7 protein-coding genes are annotated in these 25,472 nt (G+C 69.9%); 2 read left to right on the forward strand and 5 right to left on the reverse strand.

Going from position 1 to position 25,472, the window contains the following annotated elements; all coding sequences use genetic code 11:
• Window positions 1-1,035: a GSCFA domain-containing protein gene (locus AAHK21_RS00250; protein WP_367855960.1), complete on the forward strand. Its 1,035-nt coding sequence runs from the start codon at window positions 1-3 to the stop codon at window positions 1,033-1,035.
• On the forward strand, window positions 1,004-1,693 hold the full coding sequence (locus AAHK21_RS00255) for a hypothetical protein (protein ID WP_367855961.1): 690 nt from the start codon (window positions 1,004-1,006) through the stop codon (window positions 1,691-1,693). The genes AAHK21_RS00250 and AAHK21_RS00255 overlap by 32 nt, the downstream gene beginning before the upstream one ends.
• On the opposite strand, the gene AAHK21_RS00260 is transcribed toward AAHK21_RS00255, so the two are convergent.
• Genes AAHK21_RS00260 through AAHK21_RS00280 form a run of 5 tightly spaced genes read right to left on the reverse strand, consistent with a single transcriptional unit; the run spans window position 1,690 to window position 25,297 of the window.
• Window positions 1,690-2,559, reverse strand: coding sequence for a TauD/TfdA dioxygenase family protein (locus AAHK21_RS00260; RefSeq protein ID WP_367855962.1), 870 nt, complete (start codon window positions 2,557-2,559; stop codon window positions 1,690-1,692). The two genes, AAHK21_RS00255 and AAHK21_RS00260, sit on opposite strands and share 4 nt — an antisense overlap.
• Entirely contained in the window at window positions 2,541-3,224 is a 684-nt protein-coding gene (locus AAHK21_RS00265) for a hypothetical protein (protein WP_367855963.1), read from the reverse strand. Before AAHK21_RS00265 ends, AAHK21_RS00260 begins: the two co-directional genes overlap by 19 nt.
• Window positions 3,214-12,240, reverse strand: coding sequence for an amino acid adenylation domain-containing protein (locus AAHK21_RS00270; RefSeq protein ID WP_367855964.1), 9,027 nt, complete (start codon window positions 12,238-12,240; stop codon window positions 3,214-3,216). The genes AAHK21_RS00265 and AAHK21_RS00270 overlap by 11 nt, the downstream gene beginning before the upstream one ends.
• Complete coding sequence (locus AAHK21_RS00275) at window positions 12,237-16,352, reverse strand: amino acid adenylation domain-containing protein (RefSeq protein ID WP_367855965.1); 4,116 nt, start codon at window positions 16,350-16,352, stop codon at window positions 12,237-12,239. The genes AAHK21_RS00270 and AAHK21_RS00275 overlap by 4 nt, the downstream gene beginning before the upstream one ends.
• Window positions 16,349-25,297: an amino acid adenylation domain-containing protein gene (locus tag AAHK21_RS00280; RefSeq protein ID WP_367858924.1), complete on the reverse strand. Its 8,949-nt coding sequence runs from the start codon at window positions 25,295-25,297 to the stop codon at window positions 16,349-16,351. Before AAHK21_RS00280 ends, AAHK21_RS00275 begins: the two co-directional genes overlap by 4 nt.
• Between the last annotated feature and the right edge of the window lie 175 nt (window positions 25,298-25,472).

The raw sequence follows: 25,472 nt of genomic DNA on the forward strand, positions 1-25,472 counted from the left end.
ATGAACCCCTATCAATGCCTGCCGCCCCGCGCCTTCTGGCGCACGGCGATCGCCGAGCGGCCCGCCGAACAGGTCGGCGAACTGTGGTCGCCGGCCTTCGAGATCGACGCCAAGGATGCCATCGTCACCGCCGGTTCCTGCTTTGCCCAGCACATCGGCCGTGCCCTGGTGGCCCGGGAAATGAACTGGCTCGATGCCGAGCCAGCCCCGGCCGACTTGCCCGAGGAGCAGCGCAAGGCGCGTCAGTACGGGGTGTTCTCATTCCGCACCGGCAACCTCTATACCCCGGCCATGCTGCGCCAGTGGTTGCAATGGGCGCTGGATGATCAGCCCCAGCCTGGCGAGACCTGGGCGCATGACGGACGCTATTTCGACCCGTTCCGCCCCAGCGTGGAGCCCGCTGGTTTCGCCAGCGAGCAGGCGTTGTTCGCCTCGCGCCAGGCAACCCTGGCAGCGATCCGCCTGGCGGTGCGCCGCGCCAAGGTGTTCGTCTTCACCCTGGGCCTGACCGAGGCCTGGGTCCACCGCGACACCGGCGTGGTCTATCCGCTGTGCCCCGGTACCGTGCGCGGCGAGTTCGACCCGCGGGTCCACCAGTTCCGCAACTTCGGCTTCACCGACACTTGCCAGGCCATGACCGACGCCATCGCGCTGATGCGCGCGGTGAACCCAAGCCTGCGCCTGTTGCTCACCGTCTCGCCGGTGCCGCTGACCGCCAGCGCCACCGGCGAGCACGTGCTCAGCGCCACCACCTATTCCAAGTCGGTGCTGCGCGCCGTGGCCGGCCAGTTGTGCCAGGACCTGCCCGAGGTGGACTATTTCCCGTCCTACGAGATCATCACCGGCACCCCGTTCAAGGGCGCCTTCTACCAGCCCAACCAGCGCGAGGTGACGCCCGAGGGCGTGGCCTTCGTCATGCGCCAGTTCTTCGCCGGCCTCGCCGCCGAGGCCGCGCCCGCGGCAAGCGTCGCCACCCCGTCCGTAACCTGTGAGGACCTTGTCTGTGAAGACGCCAGGCTCGACTACTACGCCTAGTTTCCTGCTGCTGGGCGATTCCCATGTCGCGGTGGTCGGCCTGGCCGCCAGGGCGCGGGGGCTGGCGTTCGGTGGTGGGCCGCTGGGTGCCGGGCGCGATTTCGGCGTGGATTTCTTCAGCCTGACGGCGGACGACGTGGCAATGCGCGACGCCGAGCTGGAGCAACTGTATCGCCAGGCCCTCGCCCAGCTCGACGCCCCCAGCCTTGGGCGGATCCCCGGCCCGCTGGTGTGCAGCATAGGCTTGAGCCTGCACTACCTGGCCACCACCCAGAACTGGCTGTGCTACCAGGGCCCGGATGGCGAGTTCGACCCCGGCTTCCTCGACGGGCCGCTGTTCGCCACGATCATCGACACCCTGTCGCGCCCCGCCCTGGCGTTCTACGAGCAGGCGCTGGCCCTGGGCGTCAAGGTGTACGCCGTGCTGCCACCGCAACGGGTGCCGCCGATGGCCGACCGCCGGGTGTTCATGGCCGCGCAGGCGCTGCTGATGGAGCGCCTGCGCGGGCTGGGCGTGGAACTGGTCGATGTGCGCGCAGCCGCTAATGACGACCGGGGGCTGCAGCGGGTCGAGTTCTGTGAAATCGATGATCCGCTGCATGGCAACCTGGCGTTTGGCGAGCTGGTGCTCGATCAGTTGTTGCGGCAGATGGCCTAGGCCCGCGGCCGCCCACCAAGAATCGTCACCCGCTCGCCATAGCGTGAATGCGGGAAGTAATCCCACACCGCATGGTGCTGGGTGCAGCGGTTGTCCCAGAACACCAGGGTGCCCGGCGCCCAGCGTACCCGGCAACTGAGCACCGGCTCCCGGGCCACCAGGTCGAACAGCATGTTCAACAGCACCTGGCTCTCGCCGGCCGCCAGCTGCACGATATGCGAGGTGAAGCCCGAGTTGACGAACAGCGAAGGTCGCCCAGTCTCGGGATGGCGCACCACCACCGGGTGCTCGGTCTTGGGCAGGCCGGGCGGCGGCGTGTAGCCCTTCCACGGGATCTCGCCGTCATGGATGGCGGTCAGGGTGCCGAGAAATGCCTGCATGGCCGGCGACAGCATCTCCAGCGCCAGGTGCATGTTGGCGAACAGGGTGTCGCCGCCCGTGGCGATGGCCGGGGTTTCCTTCACGTACAGCATCGAGCCCATGGACGGCTCCAGGTCGGCGGTACCGTCGGTGTGCCAGGTCTCGCCCGCGACGAAGCGTGACTGCGCATTGGCGCGGATCACCACCAGCTCCGGGTCGTCGCCATCGATGTCGTCCAGCGGCAAGGCGCGCAGCTCGCCGAACAGGCGGCCGAAGGCCTTGTGCTGCTCGACGCTGAGCTGCTGGTCGCGAAACACCAGCACGTGGTTTTCCAGGAACGCCCGGCGGATCTCCAGCAACTGCGCCGGCGGCAAGTCGCGCGACAAATCGACCCCTGCGATCTCGGCACCGATGATCGGAGTCAGCCGTTCCACGCTGATGCTGCGGTACGGCGTGCGCTGGGCGCCGGCAATCCGTTCGATGGCGTTCAATCCGTGTTGATCCATGTTTCCCTCCCTGATGCGTGTTGATGGGTTTGGCTCGCCAGGCGCTGCAGCCCCGCCGCCAGGTGCATGGCCGGCGCCATGCGCTGCTCGGTCGAGGTCGCGCAGGCCCAGCTGCAGACCCGCGCCAAGGCGCCGACGACACTGGCGCACGCCTGTTCGTCAGCGTTGGCATAGGCGCGGGCGGCGACCTCGCTGCTGGCCGCCGCATTGGCCGTGGCGAAGGCCTGGGCATTGGCCTCGGTGCTCAATTGCGCGTAGTGCCGGGCGAAAGCCCCGGCGTCACCGAACTGGCCGGCGATCATCGCCTGGTTGCTCGGCGCCTGGCCGTAGTCCAGGGCGCTCTCGTAGGCCTGGGCGTAAGCCGCCTCGGCGTCGTAGGCCCGGCGAAACACGGGCAACAGTACCGGCCTGAGCGCGGCGCGCCACTCACCGACACGCCCGCGCAGCCCCAGGCCGGCGCGTTGGTGCAGGCGTTGCAACGTGAGCAGCGCCTGGACGTGCTCGGGCAGTGCCTCGGCGAGCAGCGGCAACACCACCTCGGCCTGCCACCGGTGCAGCAGGCGCCAGTACGCCTGCCGCTCCAGCGGCAGTGGCAATGGCCCGGTCTGCAACACCCGCAGCAATGGGCTGAGCCACACAGGTGGCGTAATCTGTTCAGCCAGCATGGGCACCCTCTCCCTGCGCTTGCAGGTCGGCATTGATCGCCTCGGCGATCTGCCGGGCCCAGGGGCCGGCGACGATGCCATAGTGATCGGTATCCAGCGCCGCCCAGTCGCTCAGGCCCGGCAGCAATGCCTGCCAGGCCTGGCGCAGGTCCTGCGCCTGCCAGCCGCTGCCGATGCCGTAGGGGTTGGGCCGCGTGGCGATGAACAGCCGCCCGGGCGTGTCCGCCAGCATCGGCGGTACGTGCCCCAGCATGCTCGCCAGGTTGTTGCGACAGCAGGTCACCAGGCGCTCCAGATAGCGCGCGCCGTCCGCGTCGCCATTGCGCTGGGCGAACTCCCGTTCGAACACCTGCTGGATCTGCGCCTCGTCGATCTGCTGCAACTCGGTGCCGGCATCCGGCGCGGGTGGATCGACCAGGTACAGCGTCGGCGCCTCGCGCCCGGCTTCAAGGGCCAGGGCGCACAGGGCCTGGGCCACCCAGGCGCCGAAGGACCAACCCAGCAGGCTCCAGCGTGCACCGGCGGGCAGTTCGGCCTGAATCGCCTCCAGGTACAGCTGCGCACGGGCCTGCAGCGAGAGGTTGGGCAGCGCCGGCTGGCTCAGCACCGGGTCGGCGATCACCCGCACGCAAAGGTCCGGGTGCAGCGCCGTGGCCAGCTCGCGGTAGGCCTGGACGTCACCGCCGACCGGGTGGATCAGGTACAACCACTGACGGCCGCCCCCCTGCTGCCAGGTGTCGATGCGCAGCGCCTGGCGCCATGGGTCGCCGTCACCCTTGGCCTGCCCCGGCTGGTCGGCAACCAGGGCCAGCACCTCGCCCAGGCTGACCTGCGGGCTGAACTGCGACAACTGCACGACCTGGCCGGTGGCGCTCTGCAATTCATCGATCAGGTCGAGCAGGGTCAGCGAGTCAGCGCCCAGGTCGTACAGCGACGCATCGTCCGCCAGCGCGTCCACGCCCAGCCACTGGCACAGACAGCCACGCAGGCGCTCGGCCAGGTCGCTCCCGCTCGCCTGCAGCACGCCTTGGGGTTGCGCTTGCGCCACGCCATGACGCACAGGATAGAAGCGCCGGGCGGTTTCCAGTGACGTGGTCGAGATCAGCAGCTGGGGCAGCTGCGCGGCCATGGCTCGCTCGAACACTTCGCAGCCTTCCGCCGCCGACAGCCCGACCTTGAGGTGCTGCTGGTGCGCCGCGTCGCTGCCATGGGTGCGGGTGGCCATGCCGGTGTCGCGCCAGATATCCCAGTTGATGCCCAGGCGCAGGCAGCCTTCGTCGGCCGTTGCGCGGTAATGGGCAAAACCGTCGAGCACGCCGCTGGCTGCGGCGTAGTCCAGGTGCCCCACGCCACCGAACAGTGCCGACATGGACGAGCAGTACAGCACGAAACCGGGCGTCATCCGTGCGATCAGCGCCTCCACGGCGAGCAGGCCACGGGTCTTGGCGGCCATGGCGGTGGCCATCTCCCGGGCGTCGCGATGCCGGATCAGGCTGCCGGCACCGACCCCTGCGGCGTGGATCACCCCGTCGAAGTGCCCGTAGCGGCATGCCAGGTCCTCGAGTACCTGGGGCCAACGCGTCAAATCGGCGAGGTCGGCCTGCACCCAGTCGACCCGCGGGTGATCCATGTCGACCGTCGGCGAACGCGACAGCAGCACCACGCGCCGCCCCTCGGCGCGCAGCAGGTGCTGGCACAGGGTACGGCCGATGCCGCCAGCACCGAGGATCAGGAACGTGCCAGTGTGCGCGAGGCTCGGCGCCGGGGCCGCCGGCAGCGGGCTGGGCACCAGCCGCGGTTGCCACAGGAAGCCGTCGCGCAGGGCCAGGCGCCGGGGCAACGCCTCAGGCTCGCCCAGCAAGGTGGCCAGGGCGCTGGCGTGCTCGCCCAGCGCCGGGCTCGGGAGGTCCAGCCAATGGCCGCGCAGCGGGTACTCCTGGGGCGCCACTTCGGTCACCCCCGCCAGGGCCGCCAACTCCGGCCGTGCCACCGCGCCCTGCACCGGGCACGCCTGCCAGGACAGCAGCCACAGGCGCAGGCTGGCGTCACGCGGCGCCTGGCCCCAGGCCTGCAGCAGGCTGCCGGGTGTATCCAGGCAGGCCCATTGCGCCGTCGCCAGGCTGCGCTCGTCGACCGTGCCGCTCACCGACAAGGGCAAGGCGTGCAGCCAGTCCAGCGCCCCTGACAGTGCGTCGAACAGGCGGCCCAGTGCCTGGGCATCGCACACGTCCAGTTCGAAACGGTCGGCGGCAAGCTGACGGAAACCCTTGCCCGCCCGCACGTGCACGACCCGCTGGCAGGCTTGGCCCAAGGTCGCGAGCACACCTTCGTCGGCGGCGTCATGCGCGCACACCACGAGCGTCCGCTGGCCCTTGTGCACGGCCGCCGTGCCCAGGCGCCGCACGCGCTGCCATTGCCGCTGGTGGAACCAGTCGGCCAGAGGCCTGCGCTCAGGCGTCGTGTGCCCCTGGAAACGGTAGGTTTCCAGGTCGAAGGCGGATGGCGGCAGGTTCCAGGGCGGCGCCGCCGAACGGCTCGGCCACTGGATCTGCGCCCCCTCATACCAGGCTGCCAGCACGGCCTGGGGCGCATGCTCGCTGGCCAGCAGCCGGACCGACGAGGGACTGACCTCGCGCACCGCCGCCAGCGACAGGGCATCGCCTGCCTGGTAGACCATCCCGAAACGCCAGCGACCCTGGCGACGGCCGCCCTGCAGGTGCCGCAGCAGCGCCGGCACGTCACCGGGGTTGGCCCGCAGCCAGTCGCCGACAACGCTGATATCGCGCTCCAGGGCCGTGCGACTGTGGGCCGACAGCAGCAACAGTGGCGCCACCGCTTCGTGCACCTGCGGCTCGGCCTGCAACGCGCCGACGATCACATGTGCATTGGTGCCGCCGATGCCGAAACTGCTCACCCCGGCCATGCGCCGCAGCCCCTGCGGCCAGGGCTGCGCCGTGGTCGGGATATGGAACGGCGAGCGCGCCAGGTCGATCTGCGGGTTGATGGCGGAGAAACCCAGGTTGGGCGGGATCACCCCGTGGTACACCGCCAGCGTGGCGCGGATCAGCCCGACCACGCCTGCCGCCGCGCCCAGGTGGCCGATCTGGCTCTTCACCGAGGCCAGCGCGCAACTGCCCGTCGGCGCCTCGCCGAATGCCTGGGTCAGCGCGGCGACCTCGACCGGATCACCGAGCAAGGTGCCGGTGCCATGGGCCTCGACGTAGCCGATGGCGCCGCCGCTCACCCCGGCCTTGTCCAGGGCCCGGGCGATCACCGCGCCCTGCCCGGCCACCGACGGCGCGGTGTAGCTCATCTTGGCGCGGCCATCGTTGTTCAGCGCCGAGCCTTCCACCAGCGCGTAGATACGGTCGCCATCGGCGCGGGCGCGGGCCAGTGGCTTGAGCACCACCACCCCGTAGCCGCTGGCGCCGAGGGTGCCGCTGGCGTCTTCGCTGAAGGGCTTGCACAGCCCGTCGCGGGAGAAGATGTGCTGCGAACGGTGGCGGTAACCGTCGGCCAGGGTCGGGTCGATCAGCACCCCGGCCGCCAGCATCAGGTCGCTGTCGCCCTGGCGCAACAGGTTGCAGGCCAGGTGCACGCCGATCAGCGAGCTGCCGCAGGCGGCCTGCACGCTCAGCGCCGGCCCGGTGAAGTCCAGGTGGTAGGCGGCCTTGGTGGCGAGGAAGTCCTTGTCGTGGTGCAGGGCCAGCTGGAAGCCGTCCGGCAACTCGCCGGCGCCCTGCTCGCGCAGCATCTGCTGGAAGTAGGTGGTCTCGCCACAGCTGGCCACCAGGCCGATGCGCGGGCCCTCGCTCGACGGCACGATGCCGGCGTGCTGCAGGGCCTGCACGCAGGCCATCAGCAGGTGGCGTTGCTGCGGGTCCATCAGCCGTGCCTCCTGGCGGCTGATGCCGAAGTACTCGGGATCGAAGTCGAGCATGCCGTGCAATTGGCTGCGGGCGCCGACCAGGCCGTCGGCAGCGGCGAAGTGCTCGATACCCAGCGCATTGTCCTGGACCATCGCCCAGAACTCGCCAAGGTCGCGGGCACCGGCGACGTTGACCGCCATGCCGATGATCGCCATCGGCTGCTCGCGGGCATCGCTGGCACGCACACGCTGCGCCGGGGTGGCCTCGTCATGCGCCAGGTGCGCGGCCAGACGGCGGATCGTCACGTGTTCGAACAGCTCGGCCATGCTCGGGGCACGGCTCAGCGCCTGGCTGTAGCGCGCCTGCAGGCGCATCAGGCCGAGGCTGGTGGCGCCGGCCTCGAAGAAAGTCTGCTGCGGCTCGATGGCGTGGCCGATCACCTCGTGGAACAGCGTCGCCAGTTCAAGCTCCAGTGGGCTCGACACCCCCGTCACCACGCGGCGCCGTTCCAGCGGCTCACCCTGCCCGACCAGGGCCTTGCGTTCGATCTTGCCGCTGGGGGTGCGCGGCCAGTCGTCGATACGTCGGTACTGGTCGATGCGCACATGGGCCGGCAGCTGCCGCGCCACCTGTTGGTCGAGGGCCTGTACCGTCGGCGGCGTGCCAGCAAGCTGCAGCCAGGCGGCCAGGCGCGCAGTCTCGCCCTGTACCGTCACCACGGCGTTGGCCACGCCGCTCACCGCCATCAACGCCGCCTCGACCTGGCCCAGTTCCAGGCGATGGCCGCTGAGCTTGACCTGCTGGTCGTCACGGCCCACGTAGTGCAGGCAGCCCTCGGCGTCGGCCCAGGCCAGGTCGCCGGTGCGGTAGTACAGGCAGCGGTCACCCTCGGCCTGGGGCAGTTCGACGAAACGTTCGGCGTTGAGCGCGGCATCGCCCAGATAGCAGCGGGCAACCATTGCCCCGGCCACCAGCAGGTAACCCTGGCTGCCGCTGGGCACCGGGCGGTCCAAGGCGTCGACCAGCAACAGCCGGGCATTGTCGACCGCCTGGCCGATGGGCGCGCGCAGCGGCCAGGCGCGCACATCCGGCGGCAGCCGGTAGGCGCTGACCACATGGGTTTCGGTGGGGCCATAGTGGTTGAACAGGCGGGCCTTGGGCAAACCTTCGAACCAGGTGCGCAGCGCCTCGCTGCACAGCAACTGCTCGCCGGCCGTCACCACCTCGCGCAACGACGCGGGATAGATGCCCTGGGCCACGGCGGTCTGCGCCAGGTGCTGCAAGGCCACGCAGGGCAGGAACAGCCGTTCGATGCGCGCCTGTTGCAGATACCCCAGCAGCGCCTCGGCATCCTGGCGCCAGCGCGGCTCGATCAGATGGTAGCAACCCCCGCCGCACAAGGTGCCGAACAGCTCCTGGAACGCCACGTCGAACGACAGCATGGAGAACTGCAAGGTCACCGAACGGGCTGGCAACTGTCCGGCATTGCGCTGCCAGTGCAACAGGTTGCACAGGGTGCGATCGGTCACCTGCACGCCTTTGGGCGTACCGGTCGAGCCCGATGTGAACAGGGTGTACAGCGGGCGCTCGCCGCGGTGCCGGGGCCGCGTCAGGCTTGCCGGCGCGGCGTCGAGGTTCACCCGCTGGCAGCGGCTGGCGTCGACATCCAGCGCCTGCAACGCCGCCTGCGTGGCCGTGCTGAACAGCACGCAGCACGCTTGCGCCTGGGCCAGCACCTGGCGCTGTACCGTCAGCGGATAGCTCGGGTCCAGCGGCACGGCGGTAATGTTGAGTTTGGCCAGGGCGAGCAAGGCGACCACGTGCTCCACCGAGGGGGCCAGCAGCAGCACCATGGTCAACGGGCCTTCGCCTGCGTAGCGGCTGGCCAGGGTCGCCGCCAGGGTGTCGGTCAGGGCATCCAGTTCGGCGTAGTCCAGCTGTCGCGGTCCGGCCACCAACGCAGTGGCCTTTGGGGTTGCCTGCACCTGATGCTCGAACCAGTCGGCCAGCGTGACGAACGGCAGGCAGACATCGGCGCCTTCGCTGGCCGCTGGCAGGCGTTGCCGATAAGGCGCCACCAGGGTGTCGAGGGTCGCCTGGGGGTCTGCCAGCAACAGGTCCAGGCCCTGGTGCAGCAACGAGTCCAGCGCGGTCACCTCCTCGGCCTCGAAATGGCTGCACTGGTATTCCCACCAGCACTCCAGCGGCCCGTCACCGCCCACCACCAGCAAGCTCAGCGGGCACTTGGCCTGCGGCGTCGCGTACGGCTCCAGGCTGGCCCGCAACGGGGCGGCGGCGAGCTTGGCGTAGTCGGTGTTTTCCAGCACGAACAGGTAATCGAACAGGGTATTGCCCGAGGACAGCCGCAGGTCCTCGACCAGATCGGCCAAGGCCACGTCCTGCAAGGCCAGCACTTCACGCACGGTGGCGGTCTGTCGGCGCAGTTGCTCGCCGAGGGGTTGCGTTGCACGCAGGTCGGTGGGGATCAGCACGGTGTTGGCGAACATGCCCACGCTGGCCTCGAACTCGGCCAGCGGCCGATTGGCCACCGGGCTGGCGATCCGCGGGCACTCGCAACCGACCACCGCGTGCAGGCTCCAGGCGAAGACACTGAACAGGACGTCGAAGCGGGTCAGGCGCTGCTCGGCGCAAAAGCGTTCGAGGGCGGCGCTGCGCCGTTCGCCCAGTGGCTGGCGATACAGGCGCCCCCGGGCATCGCCGGGATGCCTGGCCGGGCGCGGCGAGGTCGCCTCGCCGTGGCGTGCGTGCAACGCCACCAAGGCTCGGCGCTGTTCACGGTAGGCCGGGCTGACGCTCCATTGCCGCTGCCACAGGGCAAAGTCCAGGGTGTCCAGGGCCGGCGCCGGTGCCTGGCTGTCGCGCCCCTGCAGGATGTCCTGGTACAGGCTGGCCAGATCGTCGAACAACAGGTTCATCGACCAGCCGTCGGTGATGCTGTGGTGCAGATTCAGCAGCAGGCGGCAGCTGCCGTCGGCATGCGGCGCCACCCAGGCGCGCAGCAAGCTCGGGCTGGCCAGGTCGAAGGGGGTGTCGAACACCAGGCTGGCGAAGGCTGGCCAGGTGTCCTCGGACAATTGGCCGGGAGCCAGGAGCCGACAGACAGCGGCCGACTCGGTGATCGCCTGCTGCGGGCCGTCGGCGCCTGCCACGAACGCGGTACGCAGCGCCGGATGGCGCGCCACCAGGCGGCGCAGCGCTTCAGCGAGGGCCTCGGGGTCCGCACCCGGCGCCAGGTGCAGCACCATGGGCACGTTGTAGGCGGTCGATTCGGGCAAGCGTTGCTGTTCGAGCCACAGGCGGCGCTGTTCGCTGCTGGCCGGGCCGGCCTGGCTGCCATGGGGGGCCGGCGCGGGCGGATAGGCCGTGGCCCCGCCCTGCCCGTGCTCCAGGCGCATGGCCAATGCGGCGAACGGCTCCTCGAGCAATGTCCCGATAGCGATTTCCTGGTGCCAGTGGCTGCGGATCGCCGAACACAGGCGCATGGCTTTGAGCGAATCGCCGCCACTGCCGAGCCAGTCGTCCCCGGCGCCCAGGGCGGCCTGGCCAAGCAGTCCACGGGCCTGCTCCAGCAGCCAGTGCAGTTGCGGCGACTGCATGCCCGCCTCGGCTGGCGCACGCCAAGGCACGGTGGCCTGGGCCAGCAACTCGGCCTGGTCGATCTTGCCGTTGGCGGTCAGCGGCAGGCGCGGCACCTGGAACAGTTGCTGCGGGCGCATCCAGGGCGCCAGATGCTTGCGCAGATAAGACTCGAACTCGCGGTAGTCCAACGTCTCGCGTGGCACCAGGAAGGCCAGCAACTGGTGGTCCTCGGCGGCCTGCCGACGGCTGCAGACATAGGCCTGCGCGACCTGGGGATGTTCGCGCAGGCGCTGCTCAACCTCGCCCGGCTCGATACGGAAGCCGCGGACCTTGACCTGCCGGTCTACCCGCCCCAGGCACTCGACCAGCCCTTGCGCGTTGATGCGCACCAGGTCGCCGGTGCGGTAGTGCATCTGCAAGTCGCCATCCGCCGTAGGCAGCGCCACAAATCCGCGCGCAGTCTCCTCGGGGCGGTTGCGGTAGCCACGGGCCACGCCGCTCCCGCTGAGGTACAGCTCGCCCACCTCGCCCGCCGCCACCGGTTGCTGGTCTACGTCGAGCACCTGGAGGCCGGTGTCCGGCAACGGCAGGCCGATGGGCACGCTGTCGCCGGCAAACTCCCGTGGGATTGCATGGCACAGGGCAAAGGTGGTGCATTCGGTGGGGCCGTACACGTTGAACAGGCGGCAGGTGCTTTGCGGATTGGCCTGGTACCAGGCGCGCAGCGCCACGGCGCCGACCTGCTCGCCGCCGGTCAGCACCTGGCGCAGGCTGGTGAAGCAGGCCGGGTACTCCGCGCTCAGGGTATTGAACAGCGACACCGTGATGAACAGGGTGTCGACCCGCTGCGCCTCGAGCACCTCGGCCAGGCGCCGGGCGTCGAGCAGGTCGTGGTCGGCGATCATCACGCAGCAGCCCCCGTTGAGCAGCGGTGCCCACAGTTCGAAGCTGCAGGCATCGAAGGCCGGGTTGGACAGGCAGGCAAAACGGTCGCCGGGGCGGATATCGATATAGCTGCCGGCCTGCGCCAGGCGCAGCAGGCCGCGCTCCCCCACCTCCACGCCCTTGGGCATGCCGGTGGTGCCGGAGGTATAGAACAGGCACATCACCTCGGCGAAGGCCTGCGGCAACGGCTGCGCCGGTTGCTCGGGGTAGTCCAGCAGCGCTTCGACACTGGCCTCCCACGGCCCCGGCAGCCCTTGGGGCGCATCCGCCAGGCTCAGCACACCGACACAGTCGGCATCGGCCAGCATCAATGCCCGGCGCTCGCCGGGGCTGGCGCGGTCCAGCGGCATCACCACGGCGCCGGCCTTGAGCGCGCCGAGCAGCGCCGCCACCCCCTGCCAGCCTCGCGGCAGGTAGAGCGCAAGCGCCTGGCCCGGCAGCACGCCCCGCGCCTGCAAGCCCCGGGCGATGCGTTCACTGGCGCCGGCCAGCTGCGCATAGCTCAGCCGCACCTGTTGATCGATCACCGCCAGGGCTTGCGGGGTGCGCTGTACCTGGGCGGCGAAGCGCGCAAGCACGGTGTCCTGGAGCACGCTCATCATTTGCCCTCCTGGGCGTCGAAACGTCGCAGTTCACGCTGGAGGGTGCGTGACACCCGATGGATCTCGGCGCTTTCAAGCATGTCCCAGTGGCCGCCCTGCACCAGCGTGGCCAGGTAGCCATCAGCGGCGCGGCGCCGCCAGAACGCCCGCAGCCCGCGCAACTGCCCGCGAGCCATGTCTTCCCGCGCCTGCACCAGCACCACCCGCCCGGCCTGGGGTGGGCAGGCGTAGGCGGCCATGGCCAGGCGGTTATGGTTGTAGACGTGGAAGTAGCGCTCGACCTGGGCGTCCTCGATACCGGGGTACATGCCGTTGAAACGCACCAGCTTGTCGCGGAACTCGGCCATGTCGACGGTACCGATCTGCGCCCGGAAGGCCGGATCGTCCGAACCCTGGGTGTCGAGCAGGACCACGCTGACTTGCCGGTGTCCGGCCAGGCGCAGACGCCGGGCCATCTCGTAGGCCACCAGGCCGCCGAACGACAGCCCGGTGAGCAGCAGCGGGCCGTGCGTCAAGGGCTCGATCAGGCGCAGGTAGGCATCGGCCATCGCCTCGACCGTGGGCTCGGTGGCTTCGCCGGGGTTGAGCCCCGGCGATTGCACGCCGTACACGCCAACTGCCTCGGGCAGCTCCTTGGCCAGTGACAGGTAGCAGAACGCGGTACCGCCGGCCGGGTGGATACACACCACGTTGTGCCGCCCCTCGCCCTGGCGGAAGGTGATCAGGTTGCCGTTGTCCCCTTGGGTGGCGGCCCCGTTTCGCAGCCAACCGCCCAGGGCCTCGATGGTCGGGTGGCCGAGTACCACCCGCGCCGGGACCTCGACCTCGAAGGCCTGGCCGATCTGGTAGGCCATCTTGACCGCGGCGATGGAGGTGCCGCCGACGGCGAAGAAGTTGTCGCGAATGCCGATCTGTGGGGCCAGCAGCAGGCCTTTCCAGATCTGGTAGAGGGTCAGTTCGATATGGTCGCGGGGGCTGCCGAGGTTGACCTGGCGCGCGGCCAGGTCGTGTTCGGCGCGCTCGGCCAGCGCTTGGCGATCGACCTTGCCGTTGGCGGTCAGCGGCATGGCGTCGAGCCACAGATAGCTGCTGGGCAGCACGGCGCTGGGCAAGGTGTCGGCCAGGTGCGCGCGCACGGCCTGTTCGTCCGGCCTGGCGGGCGCCACGCAGCAAGCCACCAGGCGCTGGTGCTCGGCCTGCTCGCCGAGCATCAGTACCACGCTGGCCGTGATCCCGGGGAAGGCCTGCAGCCGCGCCTCGACCTCGCTCAGTTCCAGGCGCACGCCGCGCAGCTTGACCTGGAAGTCGTCGCGTCCCAGGAACTCCAGTTGCCCGTCGGCGCGGTAGCGGGCCAGGTCGCCGCTGCGGTAGAGGCGATCACCGGGCACGAACGGGCTGTCGATGAAGCGTTCGGCGGTCAGCGCCGGCAACCCGAGGTAGCCACGGGCCACGCCCACGCCGCCAATGTGCAGGTGGCCGGTGACACCGGGCGGCACCGGCGCATCGAAGTCGTCGAGCACATGGAAGCGGTTGTTGGCGATGGGCCGGCCGATCGGCAAGCGCAGGGCCGGCACCGCGTCACCCGGCGCCAGGGTCCAGATGCTGTTGATGACCGTGGTCTCGGTCGGCCCGTAGACGTTGTGCAGCCGCGCCTTGGGCAGGCGTGCGCGCAACAGCCGGGCCAGGGCCGGCGACAGTTCGCCGCCGCCGCAGAACACATCGCTCAGGCCGTGGCACAGGCTGGCCTCCTCCACCTCCAGGAACAGCTGCAGCATGGCCGGCACGAACACCATCGCGGTGACGCCCTGCTCGCGTACCAGCCGGGCCAGGTAGCCAGGCTCCAGGTGCCCGCCGGGCCGGGCGATCACCAGGCGCCCGCCGGTGGCCAGCGGCCAGAAGGTTTCCCACGCCGAGGCGTCGAAGCCGAACGGGATCTTGTGCAGCATCGCCCCGGCCTCGCCGCATACGCCCAGGCACCACAGCAGCAGGTTGCCCAGCCCGCGATGCGCGACCATCACGCCCTTGGGCAGGCCGGTGGTGCCCGAGGTGTAGATCACGTAGGCCAAATGCTCGGGGGTCACGCCCACTTCATGGGCAGCCAGGTTGTCGGCGGCCAGGTGCGCCCAGCACGGGGCATCGGCCAGCAGGTCGAGGACCGGCGCCTCCCAGCCCGAGGCCTGCATGGCCTGGCCCAGGGTGGCGCGGGCCGCGCCCAGGGTCAGCAGTACCGCCGGGGTGCTGTCGCCCAGCATGTGGCCCAGGCGCCCGACCGGGTAGTCCGGGTCCAGCGGCACATAGGCGCCACCGGCCTTGAGCACCGCCAGCAGCGCCACCGGCAATGCCGCGCAGCGCTCCACGCAGACCGCCACGCGCACATCCGGGCCGACGCCCAGGGTGCGCAGGTGGCGCGCCAGGCGATTGGCCTGGGCATTGAGTTCGGCATAGCTCAGCACCTCGCCCTCGAACACCACCGCGCAGGCCTGCGGGTTGCGCGCCACCTGCGCCTCGACCAGGCGGTGCACGCAGTCGACCGGCGTCGGCAGCGGCGCTGGCCGGTTCCAGCCGTGCAGCACCTGCTCACGCTCGGCCGTATCCAGCAACGACAGCTCGCGCAAGGGCCGCTTGGCATCGGCGGCGACCTGGGCGAGCAGATGGCGATAATGGCCACTGAGGCGCTCGATGGTGCATCGGTCGAACAGGTCGGTGTTGTATTCGACCAGCAGGTGCAGGGCACCGTCGCGCTCGCTCCACTCGAATGCCAGGTCGAACTTGGCGGTGGCGCTGCCGGTACCGTGAGGCGACAGTTCCAGGCCCGGCAACGCGACGGCGGCGCCCGGGGTGTTCTGCACCACCATCATCACCTGGAACAGCGGCGAATGGCCGGGGTCACGGGGTGGGTTGAGCGCCTCGACCACCAGGTCGAACGGCACGTCGTGGTGCGCGTGGATTTGCAGCATGTTGCCGCGCACTTCGCGCAGCAGTTCGGCGAAGGTCTGCGCCGGGTCGAGTTGCTGGCGGATCACCAGGGTGTTGACGAAGTGCCCGACCAGGGGTTCGAGCTCGGCCCTGCCGCGGTTGGCGAACGGCGTGCCCACGCACAGGTCGCGCTGCCCGCTGTAGCGCCACAACAGCACGTCCAGGGCAGCTAGCAGCACATTGAAGCGCGTGCCCTGGGTGTGCCGCGCCAAGGCGTCGAGCTCGGCCAGGGTGTCGGCGCCCAGTGTCGAGCTGAAGGTCGCGCCGACGAACCGCTGCACGGCTGGGCGCGGGCGGTCGCCGGGGATTTCCAGCAGGGTCGGCGCACCGGCCAGGGTGCGCCGCCAGAAGTCCAGCTGGCCCTGCAGCGCCGCGCCGTCCAGGCGTTGGCGCTGCCAGCAGGCGTAGTCGGCGTACTGTATCGGCAGCGGTGCAAGGCGCGCAGGCACGCCGCGCAGCAGCGCGTCGTAGGCGTTGGCGACCTCGTGCAGGATCACCCCCATCGACCAGCCGTCGGCGACGATATGGTGCACGCTGTACAGCCACACATGATCCTCATCGCCCAGGCGCAGCAGCGTCGAGCGCAGCAGCGGCTCCTGGGCCAGGTCGAACGGCGCGCGGGCCTCGGCTTCGACGGCGGCGGCCAGGCGCTCCTGGCGCAGCGCCTCGGGCAACTGGCTCAGGTCCAGCACGGCCAGGGTCAGCGGCAGGCTCGCGTGCACCACCTGGCGCGGCTCGCCATCGACGCTGGCGAAGGTGGTGCGCAACATGGCATGGCGTTCGACCAGCACGTTCAGCGCTCGCTCCAGCACGGCGGCCTCCAGCCGGCCCTTGAGCCGCAGCGCCGAGGGCACGTTGTAGAACGGGTTGCCCGGTGCCAGTTGGTCGAGGAACCACAACTGCCGCTGCGAGAAGGACAACGGGCAATCGACCTGCCCGTGCGGACGGCACGGGATCGGCGCGCTGTCGTCCGGCGCTGCGAGCAAGGCGATCAACGCCTGTTTGTGGGTCTTCAGCGCCGCCATCAGCGCGTCATCGAGAAACCCCTTGGGCGCCTTGCAGCGCAGCTTGTCGCCGTCCACTTCGAGGGCCACGCCATGGCGATCGAACAACGCCAGCAGTTGATGGGCGTTCATACTTCGAATTCCTCCATGTCGTTGTCGTCCTGCGCCGTCACGGCGAGTACCTCAGGCTGCGTGGGTGGCGCTGCATGGGCTGCGCGCAGGCCGCCCACCATCGAATAGACCAGCGCATGGTCGGCGCCCAGCTCGAACAACCCGGCCAACTGGCGCGCCTCCACCGAACCGACGCCGCACAGGCCCAGCCCCAGGTCGGCCGCGGCCATGGTCAGCAACTGCGCCATGGCGCCGGCCTCGATCAGGCAGAATTCGCGGCTGCCGTCACCGTACAGCGGGCGGATAGCCGCCAGGTCGGCAACGAAGAACAGCGCGAACGCCGCGCCCTCGTACACCGGCCGGTTGACGAAGTAGTCGTAGGTATCGGCATCCAGCGCACCGTCGCCCATGGCCACCAGGCGATGAGCGACCGGGTCGTGGTAGTAGGCGCCGCCGGGCACACCGAGCACCCGCCCGGGCTTGATGTACAGGTAGGTCTGCAGCGGATAGGCGCCGCCGGCCGAGGGGAACAGGTACTTCGCCTCGCCGTCGAGCTGCCCCTGGGCCAGCATCGCCAGCAGCCCGGCAAAGGCCTGCGCGGTGATCGGCTGTTCCAGGTAATGGCGCACCGAGCGGTAGTCGCGATAACGCTGGATAAAGGCCGGATCGTCCGGCACGCCCAGGGGCACCTGCCGCGCATCGTCGGCGAAACGCCGCCGTGCGCGTTGCTCGGCCTTGAAGCGTGCGCGTTGCTGAGGATCGTCCAGCACCTCGTCGACCTGCGCCCTCGGCGCTTCGTGACGCTGGGGACGCTGGCGGTACAGCGCCAGCAGGTTGAGCAGGGTCGGCTGCGCCAGCAGGTGCGCCACATGGGGACGGAAGCCCAGTTCGCTGGACAGCGCGTTGCTGATGCGCACGATGTCGATGGAGGTGGCGCCAAGGCTCAGCAGGTTGGCATCGGCGGCGATGGCCGGCTGGCCCAGTACCTGCTCGAGGATTGCCACCAGACGCTGTTCCTGCGGGCCTTCGAGCAGCAACTGCGGGCCGCTGGCCGGCGCCTGCTCGGGTTCGGGCAGGCGGCTCTTGTCGACCTTGCCGTTGGCCGACAGCGGCCAGGCGTCCACGAAGGTGAACGATGACGGCAGCATGTACGCCGGCAGCTTGTCGGCCAGGTAGCCAGCGAAGTCGCCAGCCTGCAGCGCCGGGTCGGCCTTGAGCACGTAGCCGGCCAGGCGTTTTTGCGCCTGGGCCTCGCCGAGGATGCGCACCACCGCGCTGTGCACGCCCGGGTGACGATTGAGCACGGCCTCGATCTCGCCCAGCTCGATGCGATAGCCCTGGACCTTGACCTGGTTGTCGTCGCGGCCGAGGAACTCGATGTTGCCGTCGGGCAGCAGGCGCCCGAGATCGCCGGTGCGGTACAGGCGCTCGCCGCTCAGCGGGTGGTCGAAGAAGCTCCTGGCGCTCAGCGCCTCGTCGCGCCAATAGCCCTTGGCCAGGCCAATCCCGCCGATGTACAGGTGGCCGGCGGCCCAGGTCGGGCGCACCTGCAGGGCCTCGTCCAGCACGTGGAAACGCTGGTGATCCAGGGCCTTGCCGTAGGGAATGCTGCGCCACGCCGGATCGACCTGGGTGATCGGGTAGCCGATCGACCAGATCGACGCCTCGGTGGCCCCGCCCAGGCTCATCATCTGCAACCCCGGGCGCAGTGCCCGGGCGCGTTCGGGCAACGCCAGCGGGATCCAGTCGCCGGACAGCATGGCCAGGCGCAGGCTCGCCGGCAGCGCCCTGCCCTCGCCCTCCAGGTACTCGACGAGCATGCCCAGCAGTGCCGGCACCGAATTCCACACACTCACCCGATGACCCTCGACCAGGCCGGCCCAGTGCGCAGGATCCAGGCTCAACTGCGGCTCGAGCATCACCACCGCCGCGCCCGCCGCCAGAGTGCCGAAGAAGTCGTACACCGACAGGTCGAAGCTCAGCGACGAAATGGCCAGCACGCGGTCCTGCGGGCCCACGGCGAAGCGCTGGTTGATATCGAGCAAGGTGTTGACCGCGCCCTGGTGGTCGATCACCACGCCCTTGGGCGTACCGGTCGAGCCGGAGGTGTAGATCACATAGGCAAGGTCATCAGGACGCACGTCCACTTCGCGCAGCGCTTCGGCCGGGCTGTGCGCCTGCTCGCTGACCGTCAGCGCGGTGATCTGCGCCGGCCACGCCACCTGCTCCAGCAGGCCGGGCTGGGTCAACGCCAGGGTGGCCTCGGCGCGTTCGAGAATGTGCTGCAAGCGCGCCTTGGGCAGGTTCGGGTCGAGCGGCAGGTAGGCGCCGCCGGCATACAGGATCGCCAGCGTCGACACTACCTGCTCCCAACCACGCTGCATCACCACCGCGACCAGGCAATTGCGCTGCACGCCGCGCGCTTGCAACTGTGCGGCCAGTTGACGGGCCTCCTGGCGCAGCTGGCCGTAGCTGAGCTCACGGGCACCCAGCACCGCGACGGCCTCTGGCATGGCCAGGGCCTGGCGCTCGAACAGCGCGTGCATCAACGGCAGGTCTCGTGGCGCCGCCGGCGCTAGCGGCAGGCGCGCCTGGGGCAGCAACTGCGGCGTGCTGGCGGCCCAGGCTTCAGGGTCGAGCAGGCTATCGAGCAGCGCGTTGTAGGCGACGAACATCTGCCCGATCATGCCTTCGGGGAACAATGCATCGATGCTGTCCCAGTTGAACAGCAGGCGGCCTTCGAGCTCGAGCAGGGTGTGGTCGAGCCACACGTGCGGGGTCTGGGTGATGCTGTGTTCCAGCGTCGCGCCCAGGGCGTCGGCCAGGTTGAACTCGGCCAGCTCCGGCGCGGCTTCCGACAGGGTGCTGTTGAACACGATCGGCATCGCCGTCTGCTGCACGCCGCGGGCCTGGGACAATTCGCGCAGCACGCGCACGCCGCTGACCACCGAGTGATCGATGTCCTGCCACAGGCGTGCCTGCACCGCGCGGGCCTTGTCGGTGAAGCTGGCGCTGCCGTCGATGGCCACCTCCAGCAGCACCAGGGAGGTGAAATCGCCGATGATCGCGTCCACCTGCGGGTGTAGCGGCAGGCGGTTGAACAGCGGCAGGCTGAGGGTGAAGCGCGGTTGCCGGCTCCACAGCGCCAGTACCTCGCTGAACGCGGTCAACAGCATCACCGACGGGGTGACGCCGAAGCGTCGGGCCATGGCCTTGAGCTGGGCCCACTGCGGCGCGGGCATGTCGCGATCACGCCGGGTGAAGTGCGGGTTGGCGATGCTTTCCGGCTGGCATACCCGTGGCAGGTCCGGGGCCGGGGCCAGGTGCTCGATGCGCCCGCGCCAGTAGTCCAGGGCCTGCGCGTAGCGCTGGTCGGCGCGCAGCCGGCGCTCGGCCAGCACATAGTCGCGGAAGGTCACGCCCGGCTCGGGCAGCGCCAGCTCGGGGTCGTGATAGAACCCCATCAGCTCGCGGGCGAGGATCTGCGTGCTGGCGGCATCGACCACCAACGCGTCGAGGCTGATATGCAGGTGGCTGATGCCATGGTCGAGCAGCGACACACTGAAGTCGAACAGCGGCCAGCGGCTGGCATCGAGCACCTGGTGCGACTGACGCTCGCGGGTGGCCAGCAAGGCCTGGTTGGCCGCCTCTGCGCCCAGGCCACGCAGGTCGTGCACGGCCATGCTGTAGCGCGGCACCTGCTCCAGTACCTGCTGGGAGCCATCGCCGAGGAACACCACCCGCAGCATGTCGTGGCGCAGGATCATGCGGTTGAGCGCGGCCTCGAAACGCGGCATATCGAACGCCGGGATGCGCAGCTCCTCGTAGCCGTGGGCGCTGACGCCGCCGAGGCTGACGCTGGCTTCGCGGCCGAACCAGTAGGCCTGCTGGATATCGGTGAGCGGGAATGGCGCGTGACGGCTTGCAGGATCGGGCTGCAGTGCCTGAACCTCGGACGCGGCCTGCCCGTGCGCCGTGGCTTTGGCCTGGGCGGCCAGGTCCATCAGCACGGGCGCCTGGAACAGGCTGCTCAGCGACAGCTGCGTGCCCAAGCGCTGGTTGATCGCGTAGACCAGGCGCGTGGCCAGCAGCGAATGCCCGCCCAGGTCGAAGAAGTTGTCATGGATGCCGACCCGCTCGCACTTGAGCACCTCGGCCCAGACCTGCGCCATGCGCCGCTCGGTGTCGTCGCGTGGCGCCTCGAAATGCGCCGCGCCGCCGCGCTCGGGCGCCGGCAACGCCTGACGGTCGAGCTTGCCGTTGCGGGTCAGCGGCAGTTGCCCCAGGCTGACCCAGGCGCTGGGCAGCATGTGCTCGGGCAACTGGCGCTGCAACGCGGCGCGCAGGGTCTGCGGCGCTTGTTCGCCAACCACGTAGGCCACCAGGCGTGGGTCGCCGGCGACGTCCTCGCGCAACAGCACGGCAGCGTCGCGCACGCCCGGTTGCTGGCGCAGCAGGCTGTCGATCTCGCCCAGTTCGATACGGAAACCGCGCAGCTTGACCTGGTGGTCCGCCCTGCCCAGGTATTCGAGGTTGCCGTCGGCCTGCCAGCGCGCCAGGTCGCCACTGCGGTACATGCGTGCGCCAGGCTCGGTGCCGAACGGGTCAGGCAGGAAACGCTCGGCACTCACTGCGCTGCGGTTGAGGTAGCCGCGGGCCAGACAGGCGCCGGCAATATACAGCTCGCCGGACACCCCCACCGGCAGCGGATTGAGGTCGCCGTCCAGCACATAGAGCCGCACATTGGCGATCGGTTTGCCGATCGGCGGCAGTTCCGGCCAGTGTTCAGCCTCGTCGCAGGCGAGGCTGAACTGGCTGACCACATGGGTCTCGGTGGGCCCGTACTGGTTGCGCAGGCGCGCGCCGCCCAGCCCGCGGACCAACGTGCGCAGCGCATCGTTGACCTGTAGCGCCTCGCCAGCGGTGACGATCTCGCACCCTCCAGCCGGCACGGGAGCGCCGGCCTCAGTCAGCGCGGCCAGCTGTTGCAGCACGGCGAACGGCAGGAAGGCGCGCCCCGCCTCCTGGGCCACCAGGGTCGGGCGCAGGGCGGCCAGGTCCTTGCGCCCGGCTTCGCTCATCAGCAGCAGGGTGCCACCCTGGCACAGGGTGCTGCAGATCTCCTGGAACGACACGTCGAAGTTCAGCGAGGCGAACTGCAGCACCCGGCGCGGCGCCGGGTCGTCGTCCAGTTGCCAGCCGATCAGGTTGTCCAGGGCGCGGCGGCTATGGGCCACGCCCTTGGGCCGCCCGGTCGAGCCGGAGGTGTACAGCACATAACCGAGGTTCGCCGGGCTTATCACCACCTGCGGATCGCTGGCCGGGCAGCCGGCCCAGCGGGCCGCGTCGCGGTCCAGGCACAGCAGCTCGACCGCCTGCGGCAGGCCCGGGCACAGTGAGGCCTGGGTCAACAGCAGGCTTGGCGCGGCGTCGGCGAGCATGAAGGCCAGGCGCTCGGCCGGATAGGCCGGATCGAACGGCACATAGGCCGCGCCCGCCTTTAGGATCGCCAGCAGGCCAACGACCATCTGCGCCGAGCGTTCCAGGCACAGGCCGACCCGCTGCTCGGGGCCGACACCTTGGGCGATCAGGTGGTGGGCCAGGCGGTTGGCCGCGCGGTTCAATTCGGCGTAGCTCAGGGACTGCCCTTCGGCGACCAGCGCCACGGCATCCGGCTCGCGCCGGGCCATTACCTCCAGGCGCGCCATGCAACCCGGCTGGCTGGCGGTGTCGCGGGCCGTGCGGTTGAAGGCCTCCAGGACCTGCCCGCGCTCAGCGCCGTCCACCAGCTCGAGCGTGGCGATCGACTGCGCGGGCTCATCGACCATGGCCTGCAACAGGCGGCGCAGGTATTCGCCGAAACGCGCCACGGTAGCGGGCTCGAACAGCCCGCTGGCGTACTCCAGGCCGCCGACGATCTCCCCATCGCGTTCGCTCAACGCCAGTTGCAGGTCGAACTTGGCCACCCGCTGGCGCGCCGGCACGGTGCTGACTTCAAGGCCCGGCAAGGCCAGGGTCTGGCCCTGATCCTGCTCCCAGGCGAACAGCACCTGGAACAACGGGCTGTAGGCCAGGCTGCGCGACGGGTTGAGCAGTTCCACCACCTGTTCGAAGGGCAGGTCCTGGTGGGCCTGGGCCTGCAACGTCAGCTGGCGGGCCTGGCGCAGCCATTGCGTCAGCGAAGGGGCGCCGCTGCGGGTAACGCGCAAGGCCAGGGTGTTGACGAAGAAGCCGATCAGCCCGTCCAGCGCCGGGTCCGGGCGGTTGGCCGAGGGTACGCCGATGACCACGTCGTCCTGGCCGGACAGGCGCATCAGCAGCAGCGACCAGGCGCCCAGCAGGGCCATGAACAGCGTGGTGCCCTGAGCGGCGCACAGTGCCTTCAGGCGTGCGGTCAGGGCGCGGTCCAGCACCAGCGGCAGGTAGCCGCCGCGATAGTCCTGCACGGCCGGGCGCGGGTGGTCGGTCGGCAGCGTCAACAGCGCCGGCGCGCCTTCCAGCGCCTGTCGCCAGTAGCGGCGTTGGCCGGCCAGGCGCTCGCCGGCGAGCCACTGCCGGTGCCAGGCGGCATAGTCCACGTATTGCACCGCCAGTGCAGGCAACACGGCCTCGCGGCCTTGCACGGCAGCGGCATACAGCGCCTCCAGGTCACGGGTCAGCACGCCTACCGACCAACCATCGGAGATGATGTGATGCTGGGTCAGCAGCAGCGCATGCTCGTCCACCGCCAGGCGTACCAGGCAGGCACGCATCAGCGGCCCTTGGGCCAGGTCGAAGGGCCTTGCGCCCTCCTCCTCGATCAACGCCTCCAGTCGCGACTGCGCATCAGGCAGGCCGTGCAGGTCGACCTGGCTGAAGGCCATGCCCTGGTCCGCGGCACCGATGAGCTGGCGACCCTCGCCCTCGATGCTGGCGAAGGTGGTGCGCAGTGCTTCGTGGCGGGCCACCAGGCGGTCCAGGCTCGCGACCAGTGTCGTCACCTGCAGCGGGCCCTTGATGCACAGGTTCAGCGGCATGTGGTAGGCGGCATTGCCGCCTTCCAGCTGGGCCAGGAACCACAAGCGCTGCTGGGCGGACGACAACGTTTGCGCGCCGGATCGTTCGATTGCGACGATCGGCATGCGCGCCTCGTCCCGGCTGGCCTGGAGATGCTCGGCGAAGTCCTTGAGCCGCGGGTTTTCGAACAGCAGCGCCGGCGCCACTTCGCGGGCCAGTTCCTGGCGCACCCTGGCCAGGATGCGCATGACCAGCAGCGAATGACCGCCGAGGGCAAAGAAGTGGTCGTCGCGCCCGACCCGCGCCAGGCCCAGTACCTCGGCCCAGATGGCCGCCAGGGTGGTTTCCAGCGTGCCCTGCGGCGCCAGGTAGTGCGCTTGCTCGAAGTCACCGGCCTGCGGTGCGAGCAGGCCGCTGCGGTCGAACTTGCCATTGGCGGTCAGGGGCAAGGCTGGCATCGCCACGTAGGCGCTCGGCAGCATGTAGTCCGGCAGATGCGCGCCAAGGTGTTCGCGCAGGGCCGCCGGGGTCAAGCCGGCGCCCGGCTGCTCGGCGTAGTAGGCCACCAGGCGCGGCTCGCCCGGTGGGTCCTGGCGCAGCAGCACCAGGCTTTGCCGCACGCCGGGCACTTGCGCCAGGCGTGCCTCGATTTCGCCCAGTTCCAGGCGCAGGCCGCGCAGCTTGGCCTGCTGGTCGCCGCGACCAAGAAACTCGAGCTGGCCATCGGCGTTCAGGCGCGCCAGGTCGCCGGTGCGGTACAGGCGCTCACCTGCCACATAGGGGTTGTCGATGAAGCGTTCGGCGCTCAACTGCGGCAGATTCAGATAGCCGCGCGCGACACCGACGCCGCCGAGGTACAACTCCCCCTCCTCGCTCGCCTGCCCCTGCGCGTCAAGCAGGTAGACGCGGCAGTTGGCCAGCGGTCGACCGATAGGCAGCACGGCCTCGGCGATATCGAGCGCCGGTACTTCGTGGCAGGTACTGTCGATACTGGCCTCGGTCACGCCGTAGGCCTGCACGATCCGCACCCGCTCGCCGCACAGGCGGCGCAGCTGGCGGGCACTGTGGGCGGTCCAGACGTCCGAGCCGCACACCACGGTGCGCAGGAACGACAGGTCGCGACCGTTCGCCTCGGCCCAGTCCATCAGCGGGTTGAGCACCGCCGGCACGAAGTCGCCGAAGCCCACCTGCGCTTCGCTCAGCAGGCGGTACAACGCGGGCGGGTCCATCAGCGTGTCACGCGGACAGAGCACCAGGGTGCCGCCAAAGCCCAGCGCGCGGATCAGGTCGGCGCTGAACACGTCGAACGAAAAACCGGCCATTTGCAGGTGATTCAATGGTGCCTGCAGCGCATAGTAGCGGCCCCAGGCGGCGCTCAACGCAACCAGGCCACGGTGCTCGACCATCACCCCCTTGGGGGTGCCGGTGGAGCCGGAGGTATAGATCACATACGCCAGGTGACGGGGCGTCAGGCCGATCGCCTGCGGGTCGGGATCAAAGGCCGGTTGGTCGGCCCAGGCGTGCTCCTCGTCCAGGTCGAGCACCACCGCCGCCTGCTCCAGGCCAGCGAGCAACGACAGTGCCCGGCCGTGGCCAAGCAGTACCGCCGGCGCGCTGTCGGCCAGCATGTGCGCCAGGCGCGCCCGCGGGTAGGCGGGATCCAGCGGCACGTAGGCGCCCCCGGTCTTGAGCACCGCGAGCACGGCCACCAGCATGTCCAGCGATCGCTCGACGCACAGGCCGACCCGCACGTCCGGGCCGACACCCTGGGCGCGCAGGTGATGGGCCAGGCGGTTGGCCCTGGCATTGAGCTCGCCATAGCTCAGCGCATCCTCGCCATAGCGCGCGGCAATGGCGTGCGGCGCCCGCCGTACCTGCGCTTCGAACAGGCCATGCACGCACTGGTCGCTGTCGAACGGTGCGTCGTGGTGCCAGTTATCGGGTAAAACAGCGGCTTGCGCGCCGGCCATGCCGCGCGTGGAGGGGGTGTCGAACATCGGGCTGCCATCCGTGAGTATTGTTTTTATTCGGTGCGCGCAGGACGACGGGCGTCCTGCCGGTCGGGTCGGTCATTCGGGGGAGATCAGGGGCCAGGCGCGGCGCGGGCGCGCGCAGCAGTGAGGCGCACAGCGTGCGACCGGGGGA

This window comes from Pseudomonas sp. TE50-2, assembly GCF_040813665.1.
In the GTDB taxonomy this organism is placed as follows: domain Bacteria; phylum Pseudomonadota; class Gammaproteobacteria; order Pseudomonadales; family Pseudomonadaceae; genus Aquipseudomonas; species Aquipseudomonas soli.